The organism is Cytobacillus depressus, from assembly GCF_008923245.1.
Taxonomy (GTDB): Bacteria; Bacillota; Bacilli; order Bacillales; family Cytobacillaceae; genus Cytobacillus; species Cytobacillus depressus.
Genome location: NZ_WBOS01000001.1, coordinates 366276 through 388106, shown reverse-complemented (window position 1 = coordinate 388106; position 21831 = coordinate 366276). Strand labels below are relative to the sequence as shown.

General features: G+C 39.1%; 22 protein-coding genes. 21 read left to right on the top strand and 1 reads right to left on the bottom strand.

The window, feature by feature from the left end:
* A complete protein-coding gene (gene fni / locus F7731_RS01865) occupies window positions 1–1062 on the top strand; it encodes a type 2 isopentenyl-diphosphate Delta-isomerase (RefSeq protein WP_151533073.1) in 1062 nt (353 codons plus the stop codon).
* A gap of 55 nt (window positions 1063–1117) precedes the next feature.
* Here the strand turns inward: fni and F7731_RS01860 are convergent, their stop codons facing one another.
* Complete coding sequence (locus F7731_RS01860; protein ID WP_151533071.1) at window positions 1118–1258, bottom strand: YpzI family protein; 141 nt, start codon at window positions 1256–1258, stop codon at window positions 1118–1120.
* Window positions 1259–1589: 331 nt separating this feature from the next.
* On the opposite strand from F7731_RS01860, the gene F7731_RS01855 reads away from it, so the two are divergent.
* The 20 genes from F7731_RS01855 to aroA all read left to right on the top strand — a co-directional run bounded on the left by F7731_RS01855 (window position 1590) and on the right by aroA (window position 21682).
* A complete protein-coding gene (locus F7731_RS01855; RefSeq protein ID WP_151533070.1) occupies window positions 1590–2198 on the top strand; it encodes a YphA family membrane protein in 609 nt (202 codons plus the stop codon).
* Window positions 2199–2596: 398 nt separating this feature from the next.
* Window positions 2597–3907, top strand: a complete 1311-nt coding sequence (gene der, locus F7731_RS01850; protein ID WP_151533068.1) for a ribosome biogenesis GTPase Der — start codon at window positions 2597–2599, stop codon at window positions 3905–3907.
* A gap of 96 nt (window positions 3908–4003) precedes the next feature.
* Window positions 4004–5050 (top strand): NAD(P)H-dependent glycerol-3-phosphate dehydrogenase, encoded by a 1047-nt coding sequence (locus F7731_RS01845; RefSeq protein WP_151533067.1) that lies wholly within the window; start codon window positions 4004–4006, stop codon window positions 5048–5050.
* Window positions 5051–5421: 371 nt separating this feature from the next.
* A complete protein-coding gene (locus tag F7731_RS01840; RefSeq protein ID WP_151533065.1) occupies window positions 5422–5622 on the top strand; it encodes a DUF2768 domain-containing protein in 201 nt (66 codons plus the stop codon).
* Window positions 5623–5668: 46 nt separating this feature from the next.
* Complete coding sequence (locus tag F7731_RS01835; protein WP_151533063.1) at window positions 5669–6382, top strand: hypothetical protein; 714 nt, start codon at window positions 5669–5671, stop codon at window positions 6380–6382.
* A 481-nt stretch (window positions 6383–6863) separates the two neighbouring features.
* Window positions 6864–8342: a stage IV sporulation protein A gene (gene spoIVA / locus F7731_RS01830; RefSeq protein WP_151533061.1), complete on the top strand. Its 1479-nt coding sequence runs from the start codon at window positions 6864–6866 to the stop codon at window positions 8340–8342.
* Between the two features lie 485 nt (window positions 8343–8827).
* Window positions 8828–9100: an HU family DNA-binding protein gene (locus F7731_RS01825; RefSeq protein WP_151533060.1), complete on the top strand. Its 273-nt coding sequence runs from the start codon at window positions 8828–8830 to the stop codon at window positions 9098–9100.
* Between the two features lie 319 nt (window positions 9101–9419).
* Window positions 9420–9986, top strand: a complete 567-nt coding sequence (gene folE, locus F7731_RS01820) for a GTP cyclohydrolase I FolE (RefSeq protein WP_151533058.1) — start codon at window positions 9420–9422, stop codon at window positions 9984–9986.
* 206 nt (window positions 9987–10192) lie between these two features.
* The gene (gene mtrB, locus F7731_RS01815) at window positions 10193–10429 is read left to right on the top strand and encodes a trp RNA-binding attenuation protein MtrB (RefSeq protein WP_151533057.1); all 237 of its coding nucleotides are present in this window, start codon (window positions 10193–10195) and stop codon (window positions 10427–10429) included.
* A 179-nt stretch (window positions 10430–10608) separates the two neighbouring features.
* The gene (locus F7731_RS01810) at window positions 10609–11424 is read left to right on the top strand and encodes a heptaprenyl diphosphate synthase component 1 (RefSeq protein ID WP_151533055.1); all 816 of its coding nucleotides are present in this window, start codon (window positions 10609–10611) and stop codon (window positions 11422–11424) included.
* Window positions 11425–11428: 4 nt separating this feature from the next.
* On the top strand, window positions 11429–12136 hold the full coding sequence (locus F7731_RS01805; protein WP_151533054.1) for a demethylmenaquinone methyltransferase: 708 nt from the start codon (window positions 11429–11431) through the stop codon (window positions 12134–12136).
* A gap of 132 nt (window positions 12137–12268) precedes the next feature.
* A complete protein-coding gene (hepT, locus tag F7731_RS01800) occupies window positions 12269–13231 on the top strand; it encodes a heptaprenyl diphosphate synthase component II (RefSeq protein WP_151533052.1) in 963 nt (320 codons plus the stop codon).
* Between the two features lie 120 nt (window positions 13232–13351).
* Complete coding sequence (ndk, locus tag F7731_RS01795) at window positions 13352–13798, top strand: nucleoside-diphosphate kinase (RefSeq protein ID WP_151533051.1); 447 nt, start codon at window positions 13352–13354, stop codon at window positions 13796–13798.
* A 284-nt stretch (window positions 13799–14082) separates the two neighbouring features.
* The gene (locus tag F7731_RS01790) at window positions 14083–14865 is read left to right on the top strand and encodes a CheR family methyltransferase (RefSeq protein WP_151533050.1); all 783 of its coding nucleotides are present in this window, start codon (window positions 14083–14085) and stop codon (window positions 14863–14865) included.
* A 367-nt stretch (window positions 14866–15232) separates the two neighbouring features.
* On the top strand, window positions 15233–16405 hold the full coding sequence (aroC, locus tag F7731_RS01785) for a chorismate synthase (RefSeq protein WP_151533048.1): 1173 nt from the start codon (window positions 15233–15235) through the stop codon (window positions 16403–16405).
* On the top strand, window positions 16405–17481 hold the full coding sequence (aroB, locus tag F7731_RS01780; RefSeq protein WP_151533047.1) for a 3-dehydroquinate synthase: 1077 nt from the start codon (window positions 16405–16407) through the stop codon (window positions 17479–17481). The genes aroC and aroB overlap by 1 nt, the downstream gene beginning before the upstream one ends.
* Window positions 17482–17494: 13 nt before the next feature.
* Window positions 17495–17869, top strand: coding sequence for a chorismate mutase (gene aroH / locus F7731_RS01775; RefSeq protein WP_151533045.1), 375 nt, complete (start codon window positions 17495–17497; stop codon window positions 17867–17869).
* 38 nt (window positions 17870–17907) lie between these two features.
* Complete coding sequence (hisC, locus tag F7731_RS01770; RefSeq protein WP_151533043.1) at window positions 17908–19008, top strand: histidinol-phosphate transaminase; 1101 nt, start codon at window positions 17908–17910, stop codon at window positions 19006–19008.
* A gap of 244 nt (window positions 19009–19252) precedes the next feature.
* Window positions 19253–20359, top strand: coding sequence for a prephenate dehydrogenase (locus F7731_RS01765; protein ID WP_151533042.1), 1107 nt, complete (start codon window positions 19253–19255; stop codon window positions 20357–20359).
* A gap of 36 nt (window positions 20360–20395) precedes the next feature.
* Window positions 20396–21682: a 3-phosphoshikimate 1-carboxyvinyltransferase gene (aroA, locus tag F7731_RS01760; protein ID WP_425481978.1), complete on the top strand. Its 1287-nt coding sequence runs from the start codon at window positions 20396–20398 to the stop codon at window positions 21680–21682.
* Window positions 21683–21831 lie beyond the last annotated feature (149 nt).

The following is a 21831-nucleotide window of genomic DNA, read 5'->3' as shown; positions in this document are numbered from 1 at the left end:
GTGTCTAGATCGAAACGGAAATGGGATCATATTCAATTAGCCATGTCAACAGGACAAACACGGCTTGCTGGGTTTGAAGATATTAATTTTGTCCATCAAAGTATTCCTCATACTTCCTTAGATCAGGCAAATATTAACGTGGAAATTGGCGAACTTTCTTTAAGTTCGCCAATTTTCATCAATGGCATGACAGGTGGCGGGGGAGAGAGGACATGGCGAATAAATCGTGATTTGGCTATCGCAGCCAAAGCTTTAGGTTTGGCTGTTTCGGTCGGTTCGCAAATGTCCGCGCTTAAAGATCCTTCAGAAATAAGTTCATACAAAATCGTTCGCAAAGAATACCCAGAGGGCCTGATCATTGGGAATCTAGGCAGTGAAGCTACTGTTGACCAAGCGAAAGCAGCTATTGATATGATTGAAGCAAATGCTTTGCAAATCCATCTAAATGTTGTGCAAGAATTAACAATGCCTGAAGGGGATCGTGATTTTCGCTCTGCGCTTCAAAGAATTGAAGAGATTGTAAGATCTGTCAACGTTCCCATTATCGTAAAAGAAGTTGGCTTTGGCATGAGTAAAGAAACAGTTTCAATGTTAAAGTCAGTTGGTGTGGCCGCTGTCGATGTTGGCGGGTTTGGTGGAACTAATTTTGCGAGGATTGAAAATGAAAGGCGCAAAAGGGAGCTGCCATTCTTTAATGAATGGGGGATCCCGACAGCTGTATCCATCGCTGAGGCGAGAGAGGTTTCTGGCGGTATCACTATATTCGGTACTGGCGGAATTCAAACAAGTCTTGACGCAACAAAAGCGATTGCCCTTGGGGCGGATGCTGTGGGGATGGCAGGATTTATTCTTGGAATTCTCCTGAATGAAGGCATAGAAGCATTAATTGAAGAGCTGCACAATCTTCATGATGAAATAAAAATGATTATGACAGCTTTAGGTGCGAGTAATATTGCAGAGCTTCAAAAGGCTCCGCTCATTATTTCTGGTAAAACTCATCACTGGCTTACGGAAAGGGATATTAATACAAAGAAATATAGCCAGCGAAGTATATTGGGCTAAGTAAAAAGGCTCTTGCTATTTAAAATGGCAAGAGCTTTTTCGTCTTCATGTAGCTTTATAGTTTATTGTTATTTAATTCTCTAGCTTCCTCGGGGCTTTGCAATCTCGTAGCACCATCATAAGTGAGTGTCTGATCCCGATCCGATTCGACCCTTCTGCTCTTTTTCAGTTTTTTTTCTTGCCGATCTCTACCCATTCATCACACCCCCTCACATTTAACATGGACTTCCTTGTGTTTTTTATTCAGCAAAACAAGATGAATAAAGTGAAACGAATGAAATTCTATCGTTTGAACAAGATTAAACTCCTATTGTAAGAGACATAATGGGAATAAGAAAAGCGGAGGCGACTCGTTCGCAGAAGAACGCAGACTAAGGACGCAACGTCCGCATGACCCGCATCCTGCGGGCCACAAGCATAATACAAGCCGGCAGGAGGGTTGTTTTTTAACCTTCTTGTCGGATTGGCTTAGACCCAAGGGCCTCTAGGCGCCGTAGTAGACAATAAGAAATAGGAGGTGAGCATGAATGGAAGGATTGACCTTTTATTGGTTCTCATGGATGTTTTGGGTCATTACAACATTTTTTATGAAAATGAACAGTAAGCTTAGACTATTTTTATCGATTTGGGTATTAATACTAATAATCCTATCCCCATACTCCTTTTCATCTTTCGGTTTTGAAATTTCGTATGTCAGTATAATCCTATTAGGCACTTTATTTTATATGATTAGCAAAATAAAAAGATTAACAGCAGCTTATGTTTTGATAAGCTCGTTTATTACGATGATGGCTTATGTATGTTTCCAGTTATATGCTTTATTTGATCCTGTGTGGATCATTGTTTCACGCAATTGGATGTTGGCTTTACTTCTAGTTTCATTAACTTTAATTTTGCAGGCAAATAAATATTACCGTGTTATTATTATTCTATTAGGATCCATTCAAGGTGAATTTCTATACGCCCACATCCTTAAAAAATACTCATTTCCATACTTAATTGGCTCAGTTGCTTATTTAGATGTGGCTGCCCTTTCATCCGCACTTCTTTGTGTATGGACAGGATTTGAACTTTTGGCAAGCTTTTATGAAAGGTACTTTAACCAAGTGGAGAAAGAAAAACAAAAATTATCGTAAACATGCTGATTTACAAGCTATATTACATTTTTAATTGCTAGTAAGGTAGTGCTCTGATAATATTATGAGGTTAGACCCTTCTCCATATGTCAAGAAGGGTTTATCGCAGATTAACGGGCTATATGACTCCCACTTCAAAAAGTTGAGAAATAAAAAATATCTATGTGGGAGATTCAACAACCCGTAAAGGCCCGACGACGGACAGGATGTCCTAGTCAGGCGAAAGCCACAGGACAAGGAATACTGCGGCAGCTATACATCGCACGACCAAAAGCGGAGCTTTTGGGAGGACGTGGCGTTTTGAGCGTGATTGGTTCAACTAACAATTAGTGGGGGATGCAGGAAAACCCCCACTAATTGAAGTTTCACTTTATTTTTAGAAAGAAAGGGTGATGTTCATGGCAAAGCCAGTAATTGCCATAGTTGGACGTCCAAACGTTGGAAAATCGACAATTTTCAATAGAATTGTTGGAGAGCGTATATCTATTGTTGAAGATATCCCAGGTGTTACGAGGGATCGTATATACAGTTCAGCAGATTGGTTAAACTATGATTTTAATATTATCGATACAGGTGGAATTGATCTCGGTGACGAGCCTTTTCTAGAGCAAATCCGTCAGCAGGCAGAGATCGCTATTGATGAGGCAGATGTCATAATCTTCTTAGCAAATGGAAGAGAGGGCGTAACGGCCGCTGATGAAGAAGTTGCGAAAATCCTTTATCGAGCAAAAAAGCCTGTCGTACTCGGTGTGAATAAAATTGATAATCCTGAAATGCGTGAGCATATTTATGATTTTTACGCTTTAGGATTTGGCGAGCCTTTCCCGATTTCAGGTTCACATGGATTAGGATTAGGAGATTTGCTTGACGAGGCTGCCAAGCATTTTCCAAAAACCGGACAGAAGGATTATGATGAAGATGTTATTAAATTCTCTTTAATTGGACGCCCGAATGTAGGGAAATCCTCACTCGTAAACGCCATTTTAGGTGAAGACCGTGTAATTGTGAGCAATATTGCTGGAACGACTAGAGATGCAATCGACTCAGAGCTTACATATAATGGAGATAAGTATGTCATTATTGACACGGCGGGTATGCGGAAAAAAGGTAAGGTTTATGAAACGACCGAAAAATATAGTGTTCTTCGTGCCCTAAGAGCGATTGAACGATCAGATGTTGTTCTTATTGTATTAGATGGCGAGGAAGGAATTATAGAGCAGGACAAGCGTATTGCAGGATATGCACATGAGGCTGGCCGGGCGGTCGTTATTGTAGTTAATAAATGGGACGCAGTAGAAAAAGATGAGAAGACAATGAAGGAATTTGAGCAAAAAATTCGCGAGCATTTCCTTTTCCTTGATTATGCACCAATAGTCTTTTTATCAGCCAAAACGAAAAAACGGATACACACATTGATCCCCATGATTAATACTGCTAGTGAAAACCATGCGCTGCGTGTTGAAACTAGTGTCCTGAATGATGTCATTATGGATGCGGTTGCTATGAATCCGACGCCTACTGATAAAGGCAAACGTTTAAAGATTTTCTACACAACACAAGTAGCTGTGAAGCCGCCAACCTTTGTTGTGTTTGTAAATGAGCCGGAATTAATGCATTTTTCATATGAGCGCTTTTTAGAAAATAGAATTCGCGATGCATTTGGCTTTGAAGGAACACCGATAAAAATCTATGCAAGAGAAAGAAAGTAATATAAGAAATCTAATATAAAAAATCAAAGAGGAAGCGGCTTATTTACTAGTCGCTTTTTCGCTAGAAAAATATTTTTTTTAAAAGGCAGTGATTGAATGGAGCAAAGGAATGAACGAGTTGCTGTTATTGGAGCAGGAAGCTGGGGAACCGCATTAGCAATGGTTTTGGCAGATAATAGCTATGAAGTTCGCCTCTGGGGACATAAACTTGAGCAAATTAATGAAATCAATGAATACCATACAAATAAAAAATATTTACCGGAAATCGATCTTCCGCATGAAATTGTCGGTTATTTCAATTTAGAGGAAGCTTTAGCAGGTGTGAACACGATCATTCTTGCCGTCCCTACAAAAGCGATTCGCGAAGTAGTAGGTAAAATTAGTTCAATCAGCAAAGAACCTTTAACGATTGTCCATGTAAGTAAAGGAATTGAGCCTGATACATTGCTCCGAATATCTGAAATGATTGAACAGGAAATGTCGGCAGAGAAATTAGCTAGTATCGTTGTACTTTCTGGCCCAAGTCATGCGGAGGAAGTCGTTCTAAGACATCCGACAACAGTAACCGTTTCATCAAAAAATATGGAAGCAGCTGAAAGAATTCAAGATTTATTTATTAATCAAAATTTCCGAGTGTATACAAATCCCGATATCATTGGTGTGGAGATTGGCGGAGCATTAAAGAATATTATTGCTCTTGCAGCAGGGATTACAGATGGATTAGGCTACGGTGATAATGCGAAGGCAGCGTTAATGACAAGAGGGTTAGCCGAAATTGCCCGTTTAGGTATGAAGATGGGCGCGAGTCCGCTGACATTCTCTGGTTTAACGGGAATTGGCGATTTAATCGCAACCTGTACGAGTGTTCACTCTCGAAACTGGAAAGCGGGGAATTTGCTTGGGAAGGGGCATAAACTTCAAGAGGTTCTCGATAATATGGGAATGGTTGTTGAAGGAGTTCGGACGACAAAAGCTGCAAAGCAATTGGCGGAAAAATATGAAGTAAGTATGCCGATTACCGATGTCCTTTATGATGTTCTCTTTAATGATGTGAATGCAAAAGAGGCGGTAGATGTTTTGATGGCACGTGGAAAGAAGAATGAAATGGACGATTTAACAAATGTTCTTGAATGTGAATCGTAATAATTAACTAATCAACTCTAATATTTTATAAATATAGGCATTCGAGGATACGAGTTGGCTCTTTTGTGCATACAATGCAACGAAGCAAACTGGTGAAATGAACAGGGTGTTTGGGTTATTTAGTCGCTAAGCTTAAGTTAAAGAAGCGCCCCTTTCTTTAACTTAGCTTTTTTTCTGTGTCCAGCTCCAGCGCCTACCCCCTCGAGGTCACAAGCCAATCCTCCCAGAAAGGTAAAGTTCAACCTTTCCGGAAGGCTCGTCTTGTGCTTGTCGGGGGTGAACAAGGCGCTTCCGCATTTCTGTGCATACGATTCTTTTTCAAAAGGGACAAGCAGTGTGATATAATACATTCGGATAAAGGAGTTGAGATCATGTCACCATCATTAATGAAAATGTGGGTTTCCCTTGCTGCCATGGGATTCATGTTTATATCCATTTTGATGATTTATTTAAGCCGCTATAAGTTAGGTGGAATATTTAAAGCTTTAACTGCTATTATCGCTTATTTCTTAATGATTGTCTCAGGTATTATTATTGTCCTTGTCGTGTTTAGCGGTCCGACGAGTGATTAATAGCTTTCCTTCTTGATTTATACATAGACTTAAAGGATTGATTGCAATGAAAAAAAGAATGCAGCTATTAGTATCGTTGCTGCTTATTATCTCAATATTATCAGGATGCATGTATCCGCAAGAAAACTTAGCCCAAAATAAAATTCCTTATGAAGACCAGATTAAAATGGTCCAAACAGCTGTAAATTCTTATAAAGAAGCAAACGGCGGGCTTTTGCCAATTAAGACAAAGGATGAAACAACTCCGATTTATCAGAAGTATCCGATTGATTTTAAAAAGCTAGTGCCGCAATATTTAGCTGAGCCACCTGGAAATGCTTTTGAATCTGGCGGGATTTTTCAATATGTTTTAATTGATGCAGAAACTGAACCGATCGTAAAAATTTTCGATTTAAGAATGGCTGAAACGATTCGCGACATAAAGTTAAGAATAAAAACACAAAAATATCCGCCATATAAAGAGCAGCTTGCTGCAAATGTGTTTACATTAGATTTTAAAAAATTAGGGTATAAGGACGATCCCGTTGCTCTAAGCCCTTATAGCGGTAGGAATCTTTCATTTATCATAACAGGTGAAGCCGAAGTGTATGTCGATTACACAGGAGATCTTCATGAAGCGATTCAAAAGCAAGACGTTAAGTATAACGAAGGCGATGACATAAGGGGGATTCTAGTTGATGATTCATCTTTTGTTCCTGCTTATTCGCTTCCTTATACAATTGATGAAAAAACAAGAAATCCAATCTTTTTAGAGAAATAGGCATAACCCTTCTTCTGCAAAATATATTGTAGGAGAAGGGTTTTTTTATCGCAGATTAACGGGAGGTAAGCCTCCCGATCAAGAAGCCCGGTAAACAAAAATTTCTAAGTTGGAGATCCAACAGCCCGTAAAGGCCCGCCGACGGACAGGATGACCTAGTCGGGCGAAAGCCACAGGACAAGGAACACTGCGGCAAGCTATACATCGCACGACCAAAAGCGGAGCTTTTGGGAGGACGTGGCGCTCTGAGCGCGATAAGTTCAACAAACATTCAGTGGGAAAACCACCCACTAAATGAAGTTTCACTAATGCAATTTTCCACTTTTATATTAAACGTCTATGAAAAAAATCATAACATGATTGATTCTGGGGAAAAAATTAAGAAAAACTGTCATAACGAGATAGGACAACATCATAAATATATACTGTCCAAACGTAATTGATAGGATAATATTATCCCACAGATTCGGGAGGGGATCACTTGGAAAAGGTAGATATTTTTAAAGATATTGCCGAAAGAACAGGCGGCGATATCTATTTCGGAGTAGTAGGAGCTGTGCGTACAGGTAAATCAACTTTCATAAAAAAATTTATGGAATTAGTTGTTTTGCCAAATATGAGTAATGAAGCTGACCGTGCTCGCACCCAGGATGAACTCCCTCAAAGTGCAGCCGGGAAGACCATTATGACAACTGAACCAAAGTTTGTGCCTAATCAGGCAGCAACAGTCCATGTAGAAGAAGGCTTGGATGTAAATATTCGATTAGTTGATTGTGTTGGTTACACGGTACCAGGAGCAAAGGGCTATGAAGATGAAAATGGTCCTAGGATGATTAGTACACCGTGGTATGAGGAGCCAATTCCGTTCCATGAAGCGGCTGAAATTGGTACGCGAAAAGTCATTCAGGAGCATTCGACAATCGGTGTAGTTATAACTACTGATGGTACAATTGGTGAAATTCCACGCAGTAATTATTTAGAAGCTGAAGAAAGAGTCATTGATGAGCTTAAAGAAGTAGGAAAGCCGTTCATTATGATTATTAACAGTGTACAGCCTCATCATCCGAACACTGATTCACTTAGAAATCAGCTGACGGAAAAATATGATATTCCTGTTTTAGCGATGAGTGTTGAAAGCATGAGGGAATCAGATGTGTTAAATGTCATGCGTGAGGCACTTTATGAGTTCCCTGTACTTGAAGTAAACGTTAATTTACCAAGCTGGGTTATGATCCTTCATGAAGATCATTGGTTAAGAGAAAGTTATCAGGATGCTGTTAAAGACACAGTTAAAGATATTAAAAGATTAAGGGATGTTGACAGGGTTGTACATCAATTTAGCGATTTTGAATTCATCGATCGAGCAGGCTTGGCAGGCATTGAGATGGGGCAAGGTGTAGCTGAAATTGATTTATTTGCCCCAGATGACCTTTATGATGAAGTGCTAAAAGAGATTGTCGGTGTAGAGATTCGCGGAAAAGATCACTTATTAGAACTAATGCAAGATTTTGCCCATGCCAAAAGGGAGTTTGATCAAATTTCAGATGCATTGAAAATGGTCAAACAAACCGGGTATGGGATTGCCGCACCATCGCTTGCTGACATGAGCCTTGATGAACCAGAAATCACACGCCATGGATCAAGGTTTGGTGTCAGACTGAAGGCGGTAGCGCCATCCATTCATATGATTAAGGTTGATGTGGAATCAGAGTTCTCGCCAATCATTGGAACAGAAAAGCAAAGTGAGGAACTTGTTCGTTATTTAATGCAAGATTTCGAGGATGATCCATTATCAATCTGGAATTCCGATATTTTCGGACGCAGCTTAAGTTCAATCGTTAGGGAAGGAATTCAAGCAAAGCTTGCGATGATGCCTGAAAATGCCAGATATAAATTGAAAGAGACATTAGAAAGAATTATTAACGAAGGTTCAGGCGGTTTAATTGCCATCATTTTATAAGACTCCATAAGGGGTCTTTTTTGTATTACCCATTTAAATGGGTGAATAAACAATATTTAAGGCATAAATTTGGGTGATATAAGAAAACTTCCCATTAAATCACGATTTATTCTTGATAACAGGTTTTGATTATGATAATCTTTTAACAGAATTACCGTTGTAACTCGTCAAACCCTTAATAATAAAGGACTTTTCGTGAAAAATGGATTGAAAACTTACCCATTTTGATTTATTATGAGGCATGTTAAACAAAAATACGTTACAACGTTTAGAAATTAGTAATTTTGTTTACAAATGTAAGTAAGAATGCTTATTAAGTCTAACTTCTTAAGTTGTTTACTTTCTAGCTGCAGCGCCTAGCCCCTCGAGGTCACGAGCCAATCCGTCAAGAAGGTTAAAGAACAACCTTCCTGCCGGCTCGACTTGTGCTTGTCGGGGCTGACCAAGGCGCTTCCGCTTTTAATTTTTGGGAGGAGGTGAAAGGCATGAACAAAACAGAACTAATTAACGCAGTTGCTGAAATGAGCGAGCTTTCTAAAAAGGACGCTACTAAAGCAGTTGATGCAGTATTTGACGCAATCTTAGATGCTTTAAAAGCTGGTGATAAAGTTCAATTAATTGGTTTCGGAAACTTTGAAGTTCGTGAGCGTGCTGCACGTAAAGGGCGCAACCCACAAACAGGTGAGGAAATCGAAATCGCTGCAAGCAAGGTTCCTGCTTTCAAACCAGGTAAAGCATTGAAAGATGCTGTAAAATAAGTACATATAAGTGCTTTAAAATAAGTATCAAACTAAAACCGCGAATATTTCGCGGTTTTTTTTCTGTCCACAAAGAACGCTACGACAGGATAATCATCGCACCTCCTGAAAGCGTTAGCTTTTAGGAGGTGCGCCAAGGGGCACTAGGTCAAAAGTCAGTCCATCAAAAAGGTGAAGTGCGACCTTCCTGCCGGCTTGTCTTGTGCTTGTCGGGGGTGAACGAGTCGCTTCCGCTTTTCTATTTTGCACAATGAATTTATTATGCTAATATGGAAATATTGGAGTTTATTTTAGCTTAAGATTTTGAGGGGGAAGTTTTATGTCAAAAGTAAATCGTGCGCAGATTGAGGATGCGGTGCGTTTAATATTAGAAGCAGTTGGAGAAGACCCGAACCGTGAAGGTTTGCTGGATACACCGAAAAGGGTAGCGAAAATGTACGAAGAAGTATTTATGGGGCTAAACCAAGATCCTAAAGAATATTTCGATACTATTTTTAGCGAGGAACATGAAGAGCTCGTATTAGTTAAAGATATTCCGTTTTATTCAATGTGTGAGCACCATCTAGTACCTTTTTTCGGAAAGGCTCATGTAGCCTATATACCTAGAAATGGACGCGTAGCAGGCTTAAGTAAGTTAGCTAGAGCGGTTGAGGCAGTTGCAAAAAGACCACAGTTGCAAGAACGGATTACTTCGACTGTAGCAGATGCTATTATTGAAAAGCTTGAGCCACATGGTGTGATGGTCGTTGTTGAAGCCGAGCATATGTGTATGACAATGCGCGGAGTGAAAAAGCCAGGTTCGAAAACAGTGACAACGGCTGTAAGAGGAAAATTTGCTGAAGATGATAAAGCCCGTTCTGAAGTCTTATCTTTAATAAAGTTTTAAGCAGCTCTTTATGCGAGTCTCCTTCATGCATAAAGTGAAACTTCATTCAGTGGGGGGAGCCCTCCCCCCCACAGAATGTTAGTTGAACTTATCACGCTTAAGTCGCACCACGTCCTGTGGCTTTCGCCTATTGTTTTTATAACTTCTTGTAGTGGGAGTTTTACAGCCCGTTAATCTGCGATAAATAATCGGCAAAGGGTGTTAGTATGGATAAAAAAAATCCGAATGGAAATGAATATGTCGTTATTAAGGCACAGGAAGACGGTGTCAATGTCATTGGCTTAACAAGAGGAACAGATACAAGATTTCATCATTCAGAAAAGCTTGACCAAGGCGAGGTTATGATTGCGCAATTCACCGAGCATACTTCGGCAATTAAAATTAGAGGGAATGCAAAAATATTGACTTCCTTTGGAGAAATTGACAGCGAAGCTAAAAAATAATTGGTAGAAATAAGAGACGAACTTTAGTTTCATCAGCTTTTCGGGAAATACAGCTATCAAGGTGTACTAAGTTATGATATAATTGTCCTGCCTTATGGATAACGATATTTTTTATTTACAGATTTTTGCATTAAAATATGAAGAGTTGAAGAATTCTTAAGAAAAACAAGGGTGATCGCATGCTAGACACGAAGGATAAAGTGGCAGTTGTTAAGGAGCAAATCGAAGAGAAAATACGGCACCCTTATTTACTTAAATACATACAATCTCCATATATTGATGAAGACAAGGTTTTGCTTTTAGTTTCAATTTTAGATCACGTGAATCTTTCTGGGGATAAACTTAAAAACTATGCGATTACAACGATGCTTATTCAAATTGCCCTTGATACACATGAGCTGGTCACGAAAGAAAAATTAGATGCTGCTGAGCTGAAAAATAGACAGCTAACCGTTCTTGCTGGTGTCTATTATAGTGGTTTATACTATAAAATCCTTGCAGGTCTTGATGATATTCATATGATTCGTTTACTTGCTACGGGGATTAAAGAGGTCAATGAACATAAAATATCTGTTTATCAGCAAGCGTCTGAAGCCGTTGATATATTAATGGATAGTGTAAGAAGGATTGAATCGTCATTGTTTGAGAAAATAAGTGAATTATTAGATGATCCGAATTGGAGCGAATTTGTTTCCAATCTTTTATTTCATAAACGATTAATGAAAGAAAAGGTGTTATTTTTACAAGGCGGTTCATCTGTCGTCTTTGAAGCTCTAAAAAATTTGTTATTCCCCAACAGTGATTATTCCAACGCATGTACAGATCAGAGGCATGTTTTGATTCATACTTGTGATCGATATATTGAAAGCTCAAAGCGAATGCTTGAAAAATATATGAGTAAACTCCCGATGATGAATGAACTGCTTGCCCATAGAGTTCAAGCGATTATTAATCAGCATCATCCCGCAGGAAATATATTTGTGGAGGAAGGTTAAAAGCATGCAACAATCAAAAGAAGAGCGCGTCCATCATGTTTTTGAGAAGATCTATGATAATTATGACAAGATGAATTCAGTGATTAGCTTTCAACAGCATGTAAGATGGCGCAAGGACACGATGAAACGGATGAATGTCCAAAATGGTGCAAAAGCTTTAGACCTTTGCTGTGGGACGGCTGATTGGACGATTGCATTGGCTGAAGCGGTTGGCAAAGAAGGAGAAGTCGTTGGTCTTGATTTTAGCAAAAACATGCTTAAAATCGGTGAGGAAAAAGTAAAGGATCTTGGGTTAAAGCAAGTATCACTCGTGCATGGAAATGCGATGGAACTTCCTTTTCCCGACAACTCATTCGATCATGTGACAATTGGTTTCGGATTAAGAAATGTACCAGACTATATGCAAGTATTAAAAGAAATGCGGAGAGTGCTAAAGCCGGGAGGAATTGCCGTTTGCTTGGAAACTTCGCAGCCAACGATGTTTGGGTATAAGCAAGTGTATTATTTTTACTTCCGTTTCATTATGCCGTTGTTCGGGAAAGTTTTTGCTAAAAGCTTTAAAGAGTATTCTTGGCTGCAAGAATCTGCCCGAGATTTCCCGGGAATGAAAGACCTTGCAAGCATGTTTGAAGATGCAGGATTTCACAATGTAAGTTATAAACCGTACAGCGGTGGAGTTGCAGCGGTTCACATTGGCTATAAAGAAATATAATTTTTTCTGAATGCTTTTTTCATAGAAAATCATGTTCAATAATGAGATATGAGAGCATCATGCTCGAAATTTTGAACAACCTCTAATGTATGGAAGCTGCAGACAGGATTTTAAGCTGGGTGAGTATGAGAAATGAAATTAAAAATGATGTATTCATTTCTAAATTCAGATTTAAAAAATATAGAGCAAACACTTGAGGAGACAGTTAACGCAGAGTCCTCTTTATTACACGAGGCATCCTTGCATTTATTGAAAGCTGGGGGAAAAAGGATTCGCCCTGTTTTTGTTTTGCTTGCCGGCAAATTCGGTACTTATGACATCAATAAAATTAAAGATGTCGCCGTTGCTTTAGAACTCATACATATGGCCTCGCTTGTTCATGATGATGTCATTGATGATGCAGAGCTAAGGCGGGGAAAGCCGACGATTAAGGCAAAATGGGATAATAAAGTGGCTATGTATACTGGGGACTATATTTTTGCCCGTTCTCTAGAACTGATCACCAATATTGAAAAGCCATGTACACATCAAATTTTGTCTAACACATTAGTTGAACTTTGTATCGGTGAAATTGAACAGATTAAGGATAAATATAATTTTGAACAAAATATTCGAGATTATTTCCGCAGAATTAAGCGTAAGACAGCCATTTTGATCGCTGTCAGCTGCCAGTTGGGAGCAATTGCAGCCGATGTAGATGACAAGGTTCATCAAAAGCTTTATCGTTTCGGGTATTATGTTGGCATGTCGTATCAAATTATTGACGATGTTCTTGATTTTACAGGGACTGAGAAAGAGTTAGGGAAGCCTGCAGGAGATGATCTTCGTCAAGGAAATATTACATTGCCTGTCTTGTTTGCGATGGAAGATGCAGATATTCGTAAGGAAATTGTGAAAGTAAGAGAAACGACGCAGCAAGCTGAAATTGAGAGAATCATTACATTAATAAAAAGCTCTGGCGCAATTGAAAGATCTCTTAAAGTTAGTGATCAATACTTAAACAAAGCATTAGATAATTTAAAGGATCTTCCGCAAAATCGTGCGAAGAAAACCTTAATGGATATTGCAAAGGTCATTGGAAAAAGGAATTTTTAATCCTTTTTTAGCCCGTTTCCCCATTGAACTTGTATTCTTAGCAAAACAATGTTAATATTTTTTTCGTGGATGATCGAAAATAGATGATTCACTATACATAGCTTTTAGGAGTTGAATTTCATGGAAAAAACATTTTTAATGGTTAAGCCTGACGGCGTACAACGTAATTTAATCGGCGAGATTGTTGCTCGTTTTGAAAAGAAAGGTTTTCAGCTTGTTGGCGGAAAACTTATGAGCATTCCAAAGGAGCTTGCTGAACAGCATTATGGCGAGCATAAAGAGCGCCCTTTCTTTGGTGAATTAGTTGACTTCATCACTTCTGGTCCAGTTTTTGCAATGGTTTGGGAAGGTGAGAACGTAATCGCAACAGCTCGTCAAATGATGGGTGCTACTAACCCGAAAGATTCTGCACCGGGCACAATTCGTGGTGATTTCGCAGCTACTGTTGGAAAAAATATTATTCACGGATCTGATTCACCAGAAAGTGCAGAACGTGAAATTGGCTTATTCTTTAAACAAGATGAATTAGTTGAGTACACAAAATTAATGAATCAGTGGATTAACTAATAAGAAAAGCAGAAGCGCATTGCTTAAGCTCTGACAAGCATAAAGGCAAGTAGGCGGGAAGGCTGTAATTTAACCTTCTTGACTACTTGACTTATGACCTCGAGGGGCTATGCGCTTTAGCTGGACATAACAAAAAGCGTTCGCAAACTGCGAACGCTTTTTGTTATGCATAGCTTAAAAAAGTTATAAATAATTCACAGTGCATTTTGCAAAAAACACCAATTTATGATTCATTTCAGCTATACTTACATTATGTTAGAATAATGTAAAGAGGAGAAGGCCATATGTCTTGTGATTATCAAAACTTTGTTTTGAACATAAAGAGAAAAACAGGGATTGATCTTTCATTATATAAAGAAGCACAAATGAAAAGAAGGCTCTTATCTTTATATGAGAAAAAGGGTTTTCAAAGCTTTCATGATTTTTTTGAAGAAATGAGAAAAGACGATGAACTTTTAAATGAGTTTCTAGATCGGATGACGATTAATGTATCTGAATTTTACCGGAATTCAAAAAGATGGGAAGTGCTTGAAAAGAAAATACTCCCCAAGCTGCTAGCGAATAATAAACGTTTGAAAATATGGAGTGCAGCATGCTCAACTGGGGAAGAGCCATATACAATTGCGATGATTATGTCTAACTTTATGCCGTTATCGCAAGTACAAATATTAGCGACAGATATTGATGAAAATGTAATTGCCCGAGCAAAGATTGGTACATATCCTGAAAGATCACTGAATGAAGTGCCAGCCGAGATGAAAAAGAAGTATTTTGTCAAGGAAGGTAACTTTTATAAAGTTTCTGAAGAAATAAAGAAAACTGTTACATTCAAAAAGCAAAACCTGCTCTCTGATCCTTTTGGAGGACCATTCGATTTAATCGTCTGTCGAAATGTCCTTATTTATTTCACAGAAGAAGCGAAAGAGCAGCTTTATCACAAATTTAGCCGTGCCTTAAAGCCAGATGGCATATACTTCGTCGGCAGCACCGAACAAATCTTTAATCCAACTAAATATGACCTTGAAACGGAAGATACATTCTTTTACCGGAAAGCTAATAATAAATGATATTGTTAATATTGCTATTTGGTTGTTGATTGGAGCGGAAGGCGCGAGATCCTCAAAATGCATACGCATTTTTTCATTGAGGTGCTAATTCACGGATGTTTATTCAATGTCCTTCGGGAAAAGCGTGTACAGGGTAGACCCCGCAGGAGCGATAGCGACGAGGAGGCTCCCCGATCGCTAAGTGCCTGCAGCGGAAATCAACAGAACAAAATTGGAGTTTTATTAATTACAGGCTCCTTTCCATATTTCAAGTATTGCGTCTTAATCCGTAAAAAATAAAATGAATTTTCTTTTTTTACTATTCATATTTTGGTCGATATGTTATATTGGTACATAATTCTTTAATGAGTTGAAGGGGGAAAGAGTTTTGAGGTACTTAACTTCAGGGGAATCACATGGACCGCAGCTAACAGCTATTATTGAAGGGCTGCCTGCAGGTATGCCATTAGCAGCGATCGATATAAATTCAGAATTGGCTAGACGTCAAAAAGGGCATGGCCGCGGCAGAAGAATGCAAATTGAAAAGGATACCGTTCAAATTACTGGCGGAGTAAGGCACGGGTATACATTAGGCTCCCCAGTAGCATTAGTCGTTGAAAACAATGATTGGAAGCATTGGACAAAAATTATGGGGCAAGAGCCACTGTCACCTGACGAAGAAGATGAAATCAAAAGAAAAATTTCTCGCCCTCGTCCAGGACACGCCGATTTAAACGGAGCGCTCAAATATGGCCATCGGGATATGAGAAACGTGCTTGAACGTTCCTCAGCAAGAGAAACAACGGTTAGGGTTGCTGCTGGTGCCGTTGCAAAGAAGCTACTAGAAGAGTTAGGGATTAATATCGCCTGTCATGTAATAGAGATTGGCGGAGTGAAATCATCTGTTAGAGAATACAAATCCCTTGATCAATTAAAGGAGATTACAGAAAACTCCCCAGTTCGCTGTATTGATCCGGAGGCTGAGAAACAAATGATGAAGGCGATCGATGAAGCAAAGGAGCAAGGTGACTCTATCGGCGGGATCGTTGAAGTAATTGTTGAAGGCATGCCTCCTGGAGTAGGAAGCTATGTTCATTATGATCGGAAGCTTGACGCTAAACTAGCGAGTGGAATCATGAGTATTAATGCCTTTAAAGGAGTAGAGATTGGAATTGGATTTGAGGCTGCGAGCAAGCCTGGAAGTGAGGTACATGATGAAATTGCCTGGAGCGAGGAGCAAGGCTATTTCCGCAAAACAAATCGTTTAGGCGGCTTAGAAGGCGGCATGTCAACTGGTATGCCAATTGTCGTTAGAGGGGTAATGAAGCCGATTCCAACATTGTATAAGCCACTCCAAAGTGTAGATATTGAAACAAAGGAACCCTTTGCAGCCAGTATCGAACGGTCTGATAGCTGTGCAGTTCCAGCTGCAGCCGTTGTTGCTGAAAGTGTTGTTGCATGGGAATTAGCAGCTGCAATTGTCGACCAGTTTTACTCTGATCGCTTTGAAGCATTAAAGGAAAATATTGAACAGCAAAGAGTATTTGCGAGGGAATTTTAATGGACGTTCTTACCATTGAGACGGCCTCCAAAACATATCCCGTTTATGTAGGAACAAATATACTAGATCAATTAAGTGTATTTATTAAAGATTCAATTCCGGATTTAACAACGATTATGGTTATTACAGATGAAACGGTTGCCAAGCTATATTCAAATGACATTCGCGCAGCTCTGGAGAATTTTAATACAGAATTCTGTATCGTTCCAAGCGGAGAAAGAGCTAAGACTTTCGATGTTTATTATCAAGCGCTAAGCTTTGCGTTTGAAAAGAAGCTTGATCGGAAATCATTAGTGATCGCTTTTGGAGGAGGGGCTATTGGCGACTTAGGGGGATTCGTTGCTTCTACTTATATGAGAGGTATACCCTTTATCCAAGTCCCAACAACCATATTATCTCATGATAGTGCAGTTGGCGGTAAGGTTGCGATTAATCATCCGTTAGGAAAAAATATGATTGGTTCTTTTTACCAGCCTGAAGCTGTCCTATATGATTTAACATTTCTTCAATCTCTGCCGCAAAATGAAAAACTGTCTGGCTTTGCTGAAGTCATTAAGCACAGTTTGATTCACGATCCGTCATTTTATGATTGGTTAGTGACTAACATTAATTCGATTGAGGCACTTGATGGAGAAAAATTACACCATTCCTTAAAAAGAGGAATAGAAATAAAAAACCATTTTGTATCTAAAGATGAAAGAGAGACTGGCATTCGTGCTTATTTAAACTTTGGCCACACACTTGGCCATGCGATTGAAGCCGAAATGGGCTATGGCCAATGGACACATGGAGAATCAGTTATGGTCGGTATTCTTTTTGCTTTGCAATTAAGCAAGGATTTTGCAGGTCTTAACTTTCAAACAGAGCCTTTGAAAGAGTGGCTTCATCAGCTTGGCTATGAGACAGAAATACCTCAAGAGCTATCAGTACAAAATTTAGTCAGTCGAATGAAACAGGATAAAAAATCGATTGGCCAAAAAGTGAATTTTGTCCTGTTAGAAGAAATTGGCCGCCCTAAATTATATGAGGTTTCCGATGAGGAAATCGAGAAACAGCTTCTTATATTTCAACAATAAAGGAGGGATGCTTGTGATTCGCGGGGTTAGAGGAGCTACAACTGTAAATGAGAACGATGAATTAGAAATTGTCGAGGCAACTGAAATATTATTGAGAAAAATGATTGAAGAAAATTCCATTGAGGCAGAAATGGTAGCATCTGTCTTCATTTCAGTGACCGAGGATATTACAGCTGTATTTCCTGCAAAAGCAATGCGGTTTATTGATGGCTGGAAGTATGTTCCCGTCATGTGTATGAGAGAAATTCCAGTCACAGATTCATTAGATAAATGTATTCGTGTCATGATGCATGTGAACACAAATAGCCCCCAACAAAATATTCAGCATATTTATTTAGGGGATGCAGTTAAATTACGTCCTGATTTAAATACTGTCGACCAATCATAAAAAAAATTTAACTAAATAAAGAAAAGGTGAAAAAATAAATGAAGTGGAAAGAGCAGCTATTACAATTAACTCCTTACCAGCCTGGAAAACCAATTGAAGATGTTAAAAGGCAATATGGTTTAGAAAAAATCGTTAAACTTGCTTCAAATGAGAATCCATTTGGATGCTCCGAAAAAGTTGTTGCTTCCATCCAAAGTTCTGCAGCTTCAACTCCATTATATCCAGATGGCAACGCTACAAATTTAAGAGAAGCGTTAGCGAATCATTTCCATTTTAGTCCTTCCCAGTTCATATTTGGTAATGGTGCGGATAATTTAATTCAAATTATTTCACGGTCCTTGCTTAAACCAGGTATGAATACGGTAATGGCTGCTCAAACCTTTTCGCAGTATAAGCATAATGCCATCATTGATGGTGCGGAGATTAGGGAAGTCCCGCAAATAAACGGGGAGCATGACCTAAACGGAATGCTAGAAGCTATCGATGACGAGACTGCTGTCGTATGGGTTTGTAATCCAAATAATCCAACGGGAACGTATATTTCCGAAGATTCTTTAGTATCATTTTTGGAAAAAGTGCCTAATGATATTTTAGTTGTTATTGATGAGGCTTATGCTGACTATGTCGTGGCCAACGATTATTGTGATTCCATTAAACTGTTAGATCAATTTCCAAACATCATTATTTTACGGACTTTTTCCAAAATTTACGGGCTTGCTAGCCAGCGTGTTGGGTTTGGAATCAGTCAACCGGAAATTATTAAAGCATTGGAGCCTGCGAGAGAACCATTTAATGTGAATTCGATTGCTCAAAAAGCAGCCATTGTGGCACTAAAGGACCAAGATTATGTTCAATATTGTAAGCAAAAAAATCGTGAAGGACTGGAGCAATTCTATTTATTTTGTAAGGAAAAGGGCTTGAATTACTATCCTTCACAAGCAAACTTTATATTAATTGATTTTGATAAAGATGGAAATGAAGTGTTTCAATATTTACTGGAAAGAGGATATATTGTTCGTTCTGGTATGGCCCTTGGATTCCCAACTTGTGTAAGAGTCACCGTCGGCTCCAAAGAGCAAAATGAAGGTGTTATTCGCGTAATGGAAGAATTATTATCTGAAAACGCGGTCGTATCATAAAGTGAAACTTCATTCAGTGGGGGGGCGCCTTCCTACCTCCACTGAATGTTAGTTGAACTTATCGGGCCTTTACGGGCAGTTGATCTCTCACCTAACCTTCTCCGATTCATCTAAAGTTTTCAAGGTGGGAATCTTACTGCCCGTTAATCCGCGATAAAGTTTATTGTTCAGAGGCTGAAATAAGCCTCTGAACTTATTTCTAATGCTTCATAATAAATTTCTGGAAAATAAGGTGGTGAACCTCGTGCAAAGACGTGTTTTGATCATTGGATTAGGATTAATTGGCGGATCATTAGCATTATGTATAAAACGAGCGCATAAAGACGCTATTATTATTGGGTTTGATGTGAATGAGGAACAAACGAAACTAGGCAGGATGCTAGGAGTCATTGATGAAGTTGCCCCTTCGATTGAAGAAGGAGCAGAGCATGCTGATTTAATACTAATCGCAACCCCTGTGAAAGTCACCGAAATAGTAATTGAAAGATTAGAAAAGACCCCCCTTAAAAGTGATGTGATTATTTCTGATGCGGGCAGTACGAAAAAAGAAATTGTACAGTTAGCAAAAGGCCTAAAGCATAAGGGAATCACTTTTATTGGCGGCCATCCGATGGCTGGATCTCATAAAAGCGGCGTATCAGCCGCGAAATCGATTTTATTTGAAAATGCATTCTATATATTGACACCAGACGAACATTTATCTGAAGACCAATTGCACGAGCTGCAAAGTTGGCTTTCTGGGACACGGGCTAGATTTATTACACTTACACCAGATGAACATGACTACTTGACAGGGGTTATCAGCCATTTTCCTCATGTAATCGCCGCCTCTCTCGTTCATCAAGCAGAAAAAACAAGCACAAAGCAAAAGCTTGTGCCAAGTTTGGCTGCAGGAGGTTTTCGAGATGTGACAAGGATTGCATCAAGTAATCCAGAAATGTGGCGGGATATACTTTTACAAAATAAAGAAGTCATGTTAAATCTATTAGAGGATTGGCAATTAGAAATGCAAAAGGTTTCTGAAATGCTGGCAACTGAAAACAGTGAAGAAATATTTGACTATTTCCATCGGGCGAAGCAATTTCGTGATGAGCTGCCGCAAAAAGAAAGAGGGGCAATCCCTTCTTTTTATGATTTATTTGTTACTATTCCTGACTATCCAGGGGTCATTTCAGAAATTACCGGCTATTTGGCGAAAGAAGAAATAAGCATTACAAATATTCGTATATTAGAAACACGAGAAGATATTAATGGGATCCTTGTTATCAGTTTCCAGACGGAAGAGGACCGAACTCGTGCGGACCAGTGCATTCATTATTATACAAACTATGAAACCTCATTAGGACTTTAAAAAATACTGTAATAAGGGGTGTTTTATTTGAGGCCAATGCTATTAAAGACAAATATCCCTTCATTGAAGGGTACCATTGCTATTCCAGGGGATAAGTCGATCTCACATCGCTCAATTATGTTTGGCGCTATTGCAAAGGGCGAGACGACCGTTACAAACTTTTTACTTGGTGAGGATTGCTTAAGCACCATTTCATGCTTCCGTAAATTAGGCGTATCCATTGAGCAACTTGAGGATAAAGTGATTATCTATGGGAATGGAATCGATGGACTAAAGGAGCCATCTGACATATTAGATGTAGGCAATTCAGGAACAACGATCAGATTATTATTAGGGATCCTCGCTGGACGCCCTTTCCATTCCGTTTTAATTGGCGACGAGTCTATTGGGAAAAGACCGATGACAAGAGTAACAAAGCCATTACAAACGATGAGGGCCGTTATTCATGGAAGGAAGAACGGAGAATTTACGCCTATTTCAATAACGGGTGGAGACTTAAGTCCACTGGAATACGTATTACCGGTAGCAAGCGCCCAAGTTAAATCTGCTATTTTATTTGCTGGGCTGCAAGCAAATGGTACAACTACGATAATCGAGCCCGCGAAAACGAGAGATCATACCGAAAGAATGATTCAGAAATTTGGAGGATCCTTTGAAGTTGACGGTTGTACCGTGAAAATAAAAGGCGGTCAAGTTTTAACTGGCACAGAGATTCATGTCCCAGGAGATATTTCATCAGCAGCTTTTTTCCTAGCCGCTGGGGCTATTGTTCCTAATAGTGAAATTACTTTAAAAAATGTCGGCTTAAATCCAACAAGAACAGGGATCATTGATGTTTTGAAGGAAATGGGAGCCGATTTTACAATCCTCCCGTACGATAAAGATGCTTTTGAGCCAAGTGGAGATATCATTATCAAAACATCAAATCTGAAGGGAATAACGATTGAAGGCGAGTTAATACCAAGACTGATTGATGAAATTCCAATTATTGCTCTATTAGCTACACAAGCTGAAGGGGAAACGATTATTAAAGATGCCGAAGAGCTGAAGGTGAAAGAAACAAATCGAATTGATACCGTTGTCGGAGAACTCTCAAAGCTTGGAGCAAATATAAAGGCAACCGATGATGGTATGATTATTCAAGGGAAATCTGAGCTTATTGGCGGAACGGTTTCAAGTTATGGCGATCATAGAATTGGCATGATGCTCTCCATAGCTGCTGCAATCTGTAAAGATAAGGTATTTCTTGAAAATGAAGAATCTATTTATATCTCATACCCGGACTTTTTCAAGCATTTGCAAAGTCTAATAAAAGCAGATTAACCATTTTAGGGCTGTATCTTCAGCCCTTTTTACGTTTAAAAGAATGCTTTATCAATGTACTATGTTGATTGGAGAGGAAATCAACAACTACATCAAACACAGCAAAATAAAAAATAATCATAAATACAAATATTTTTCATAGCTTGTCA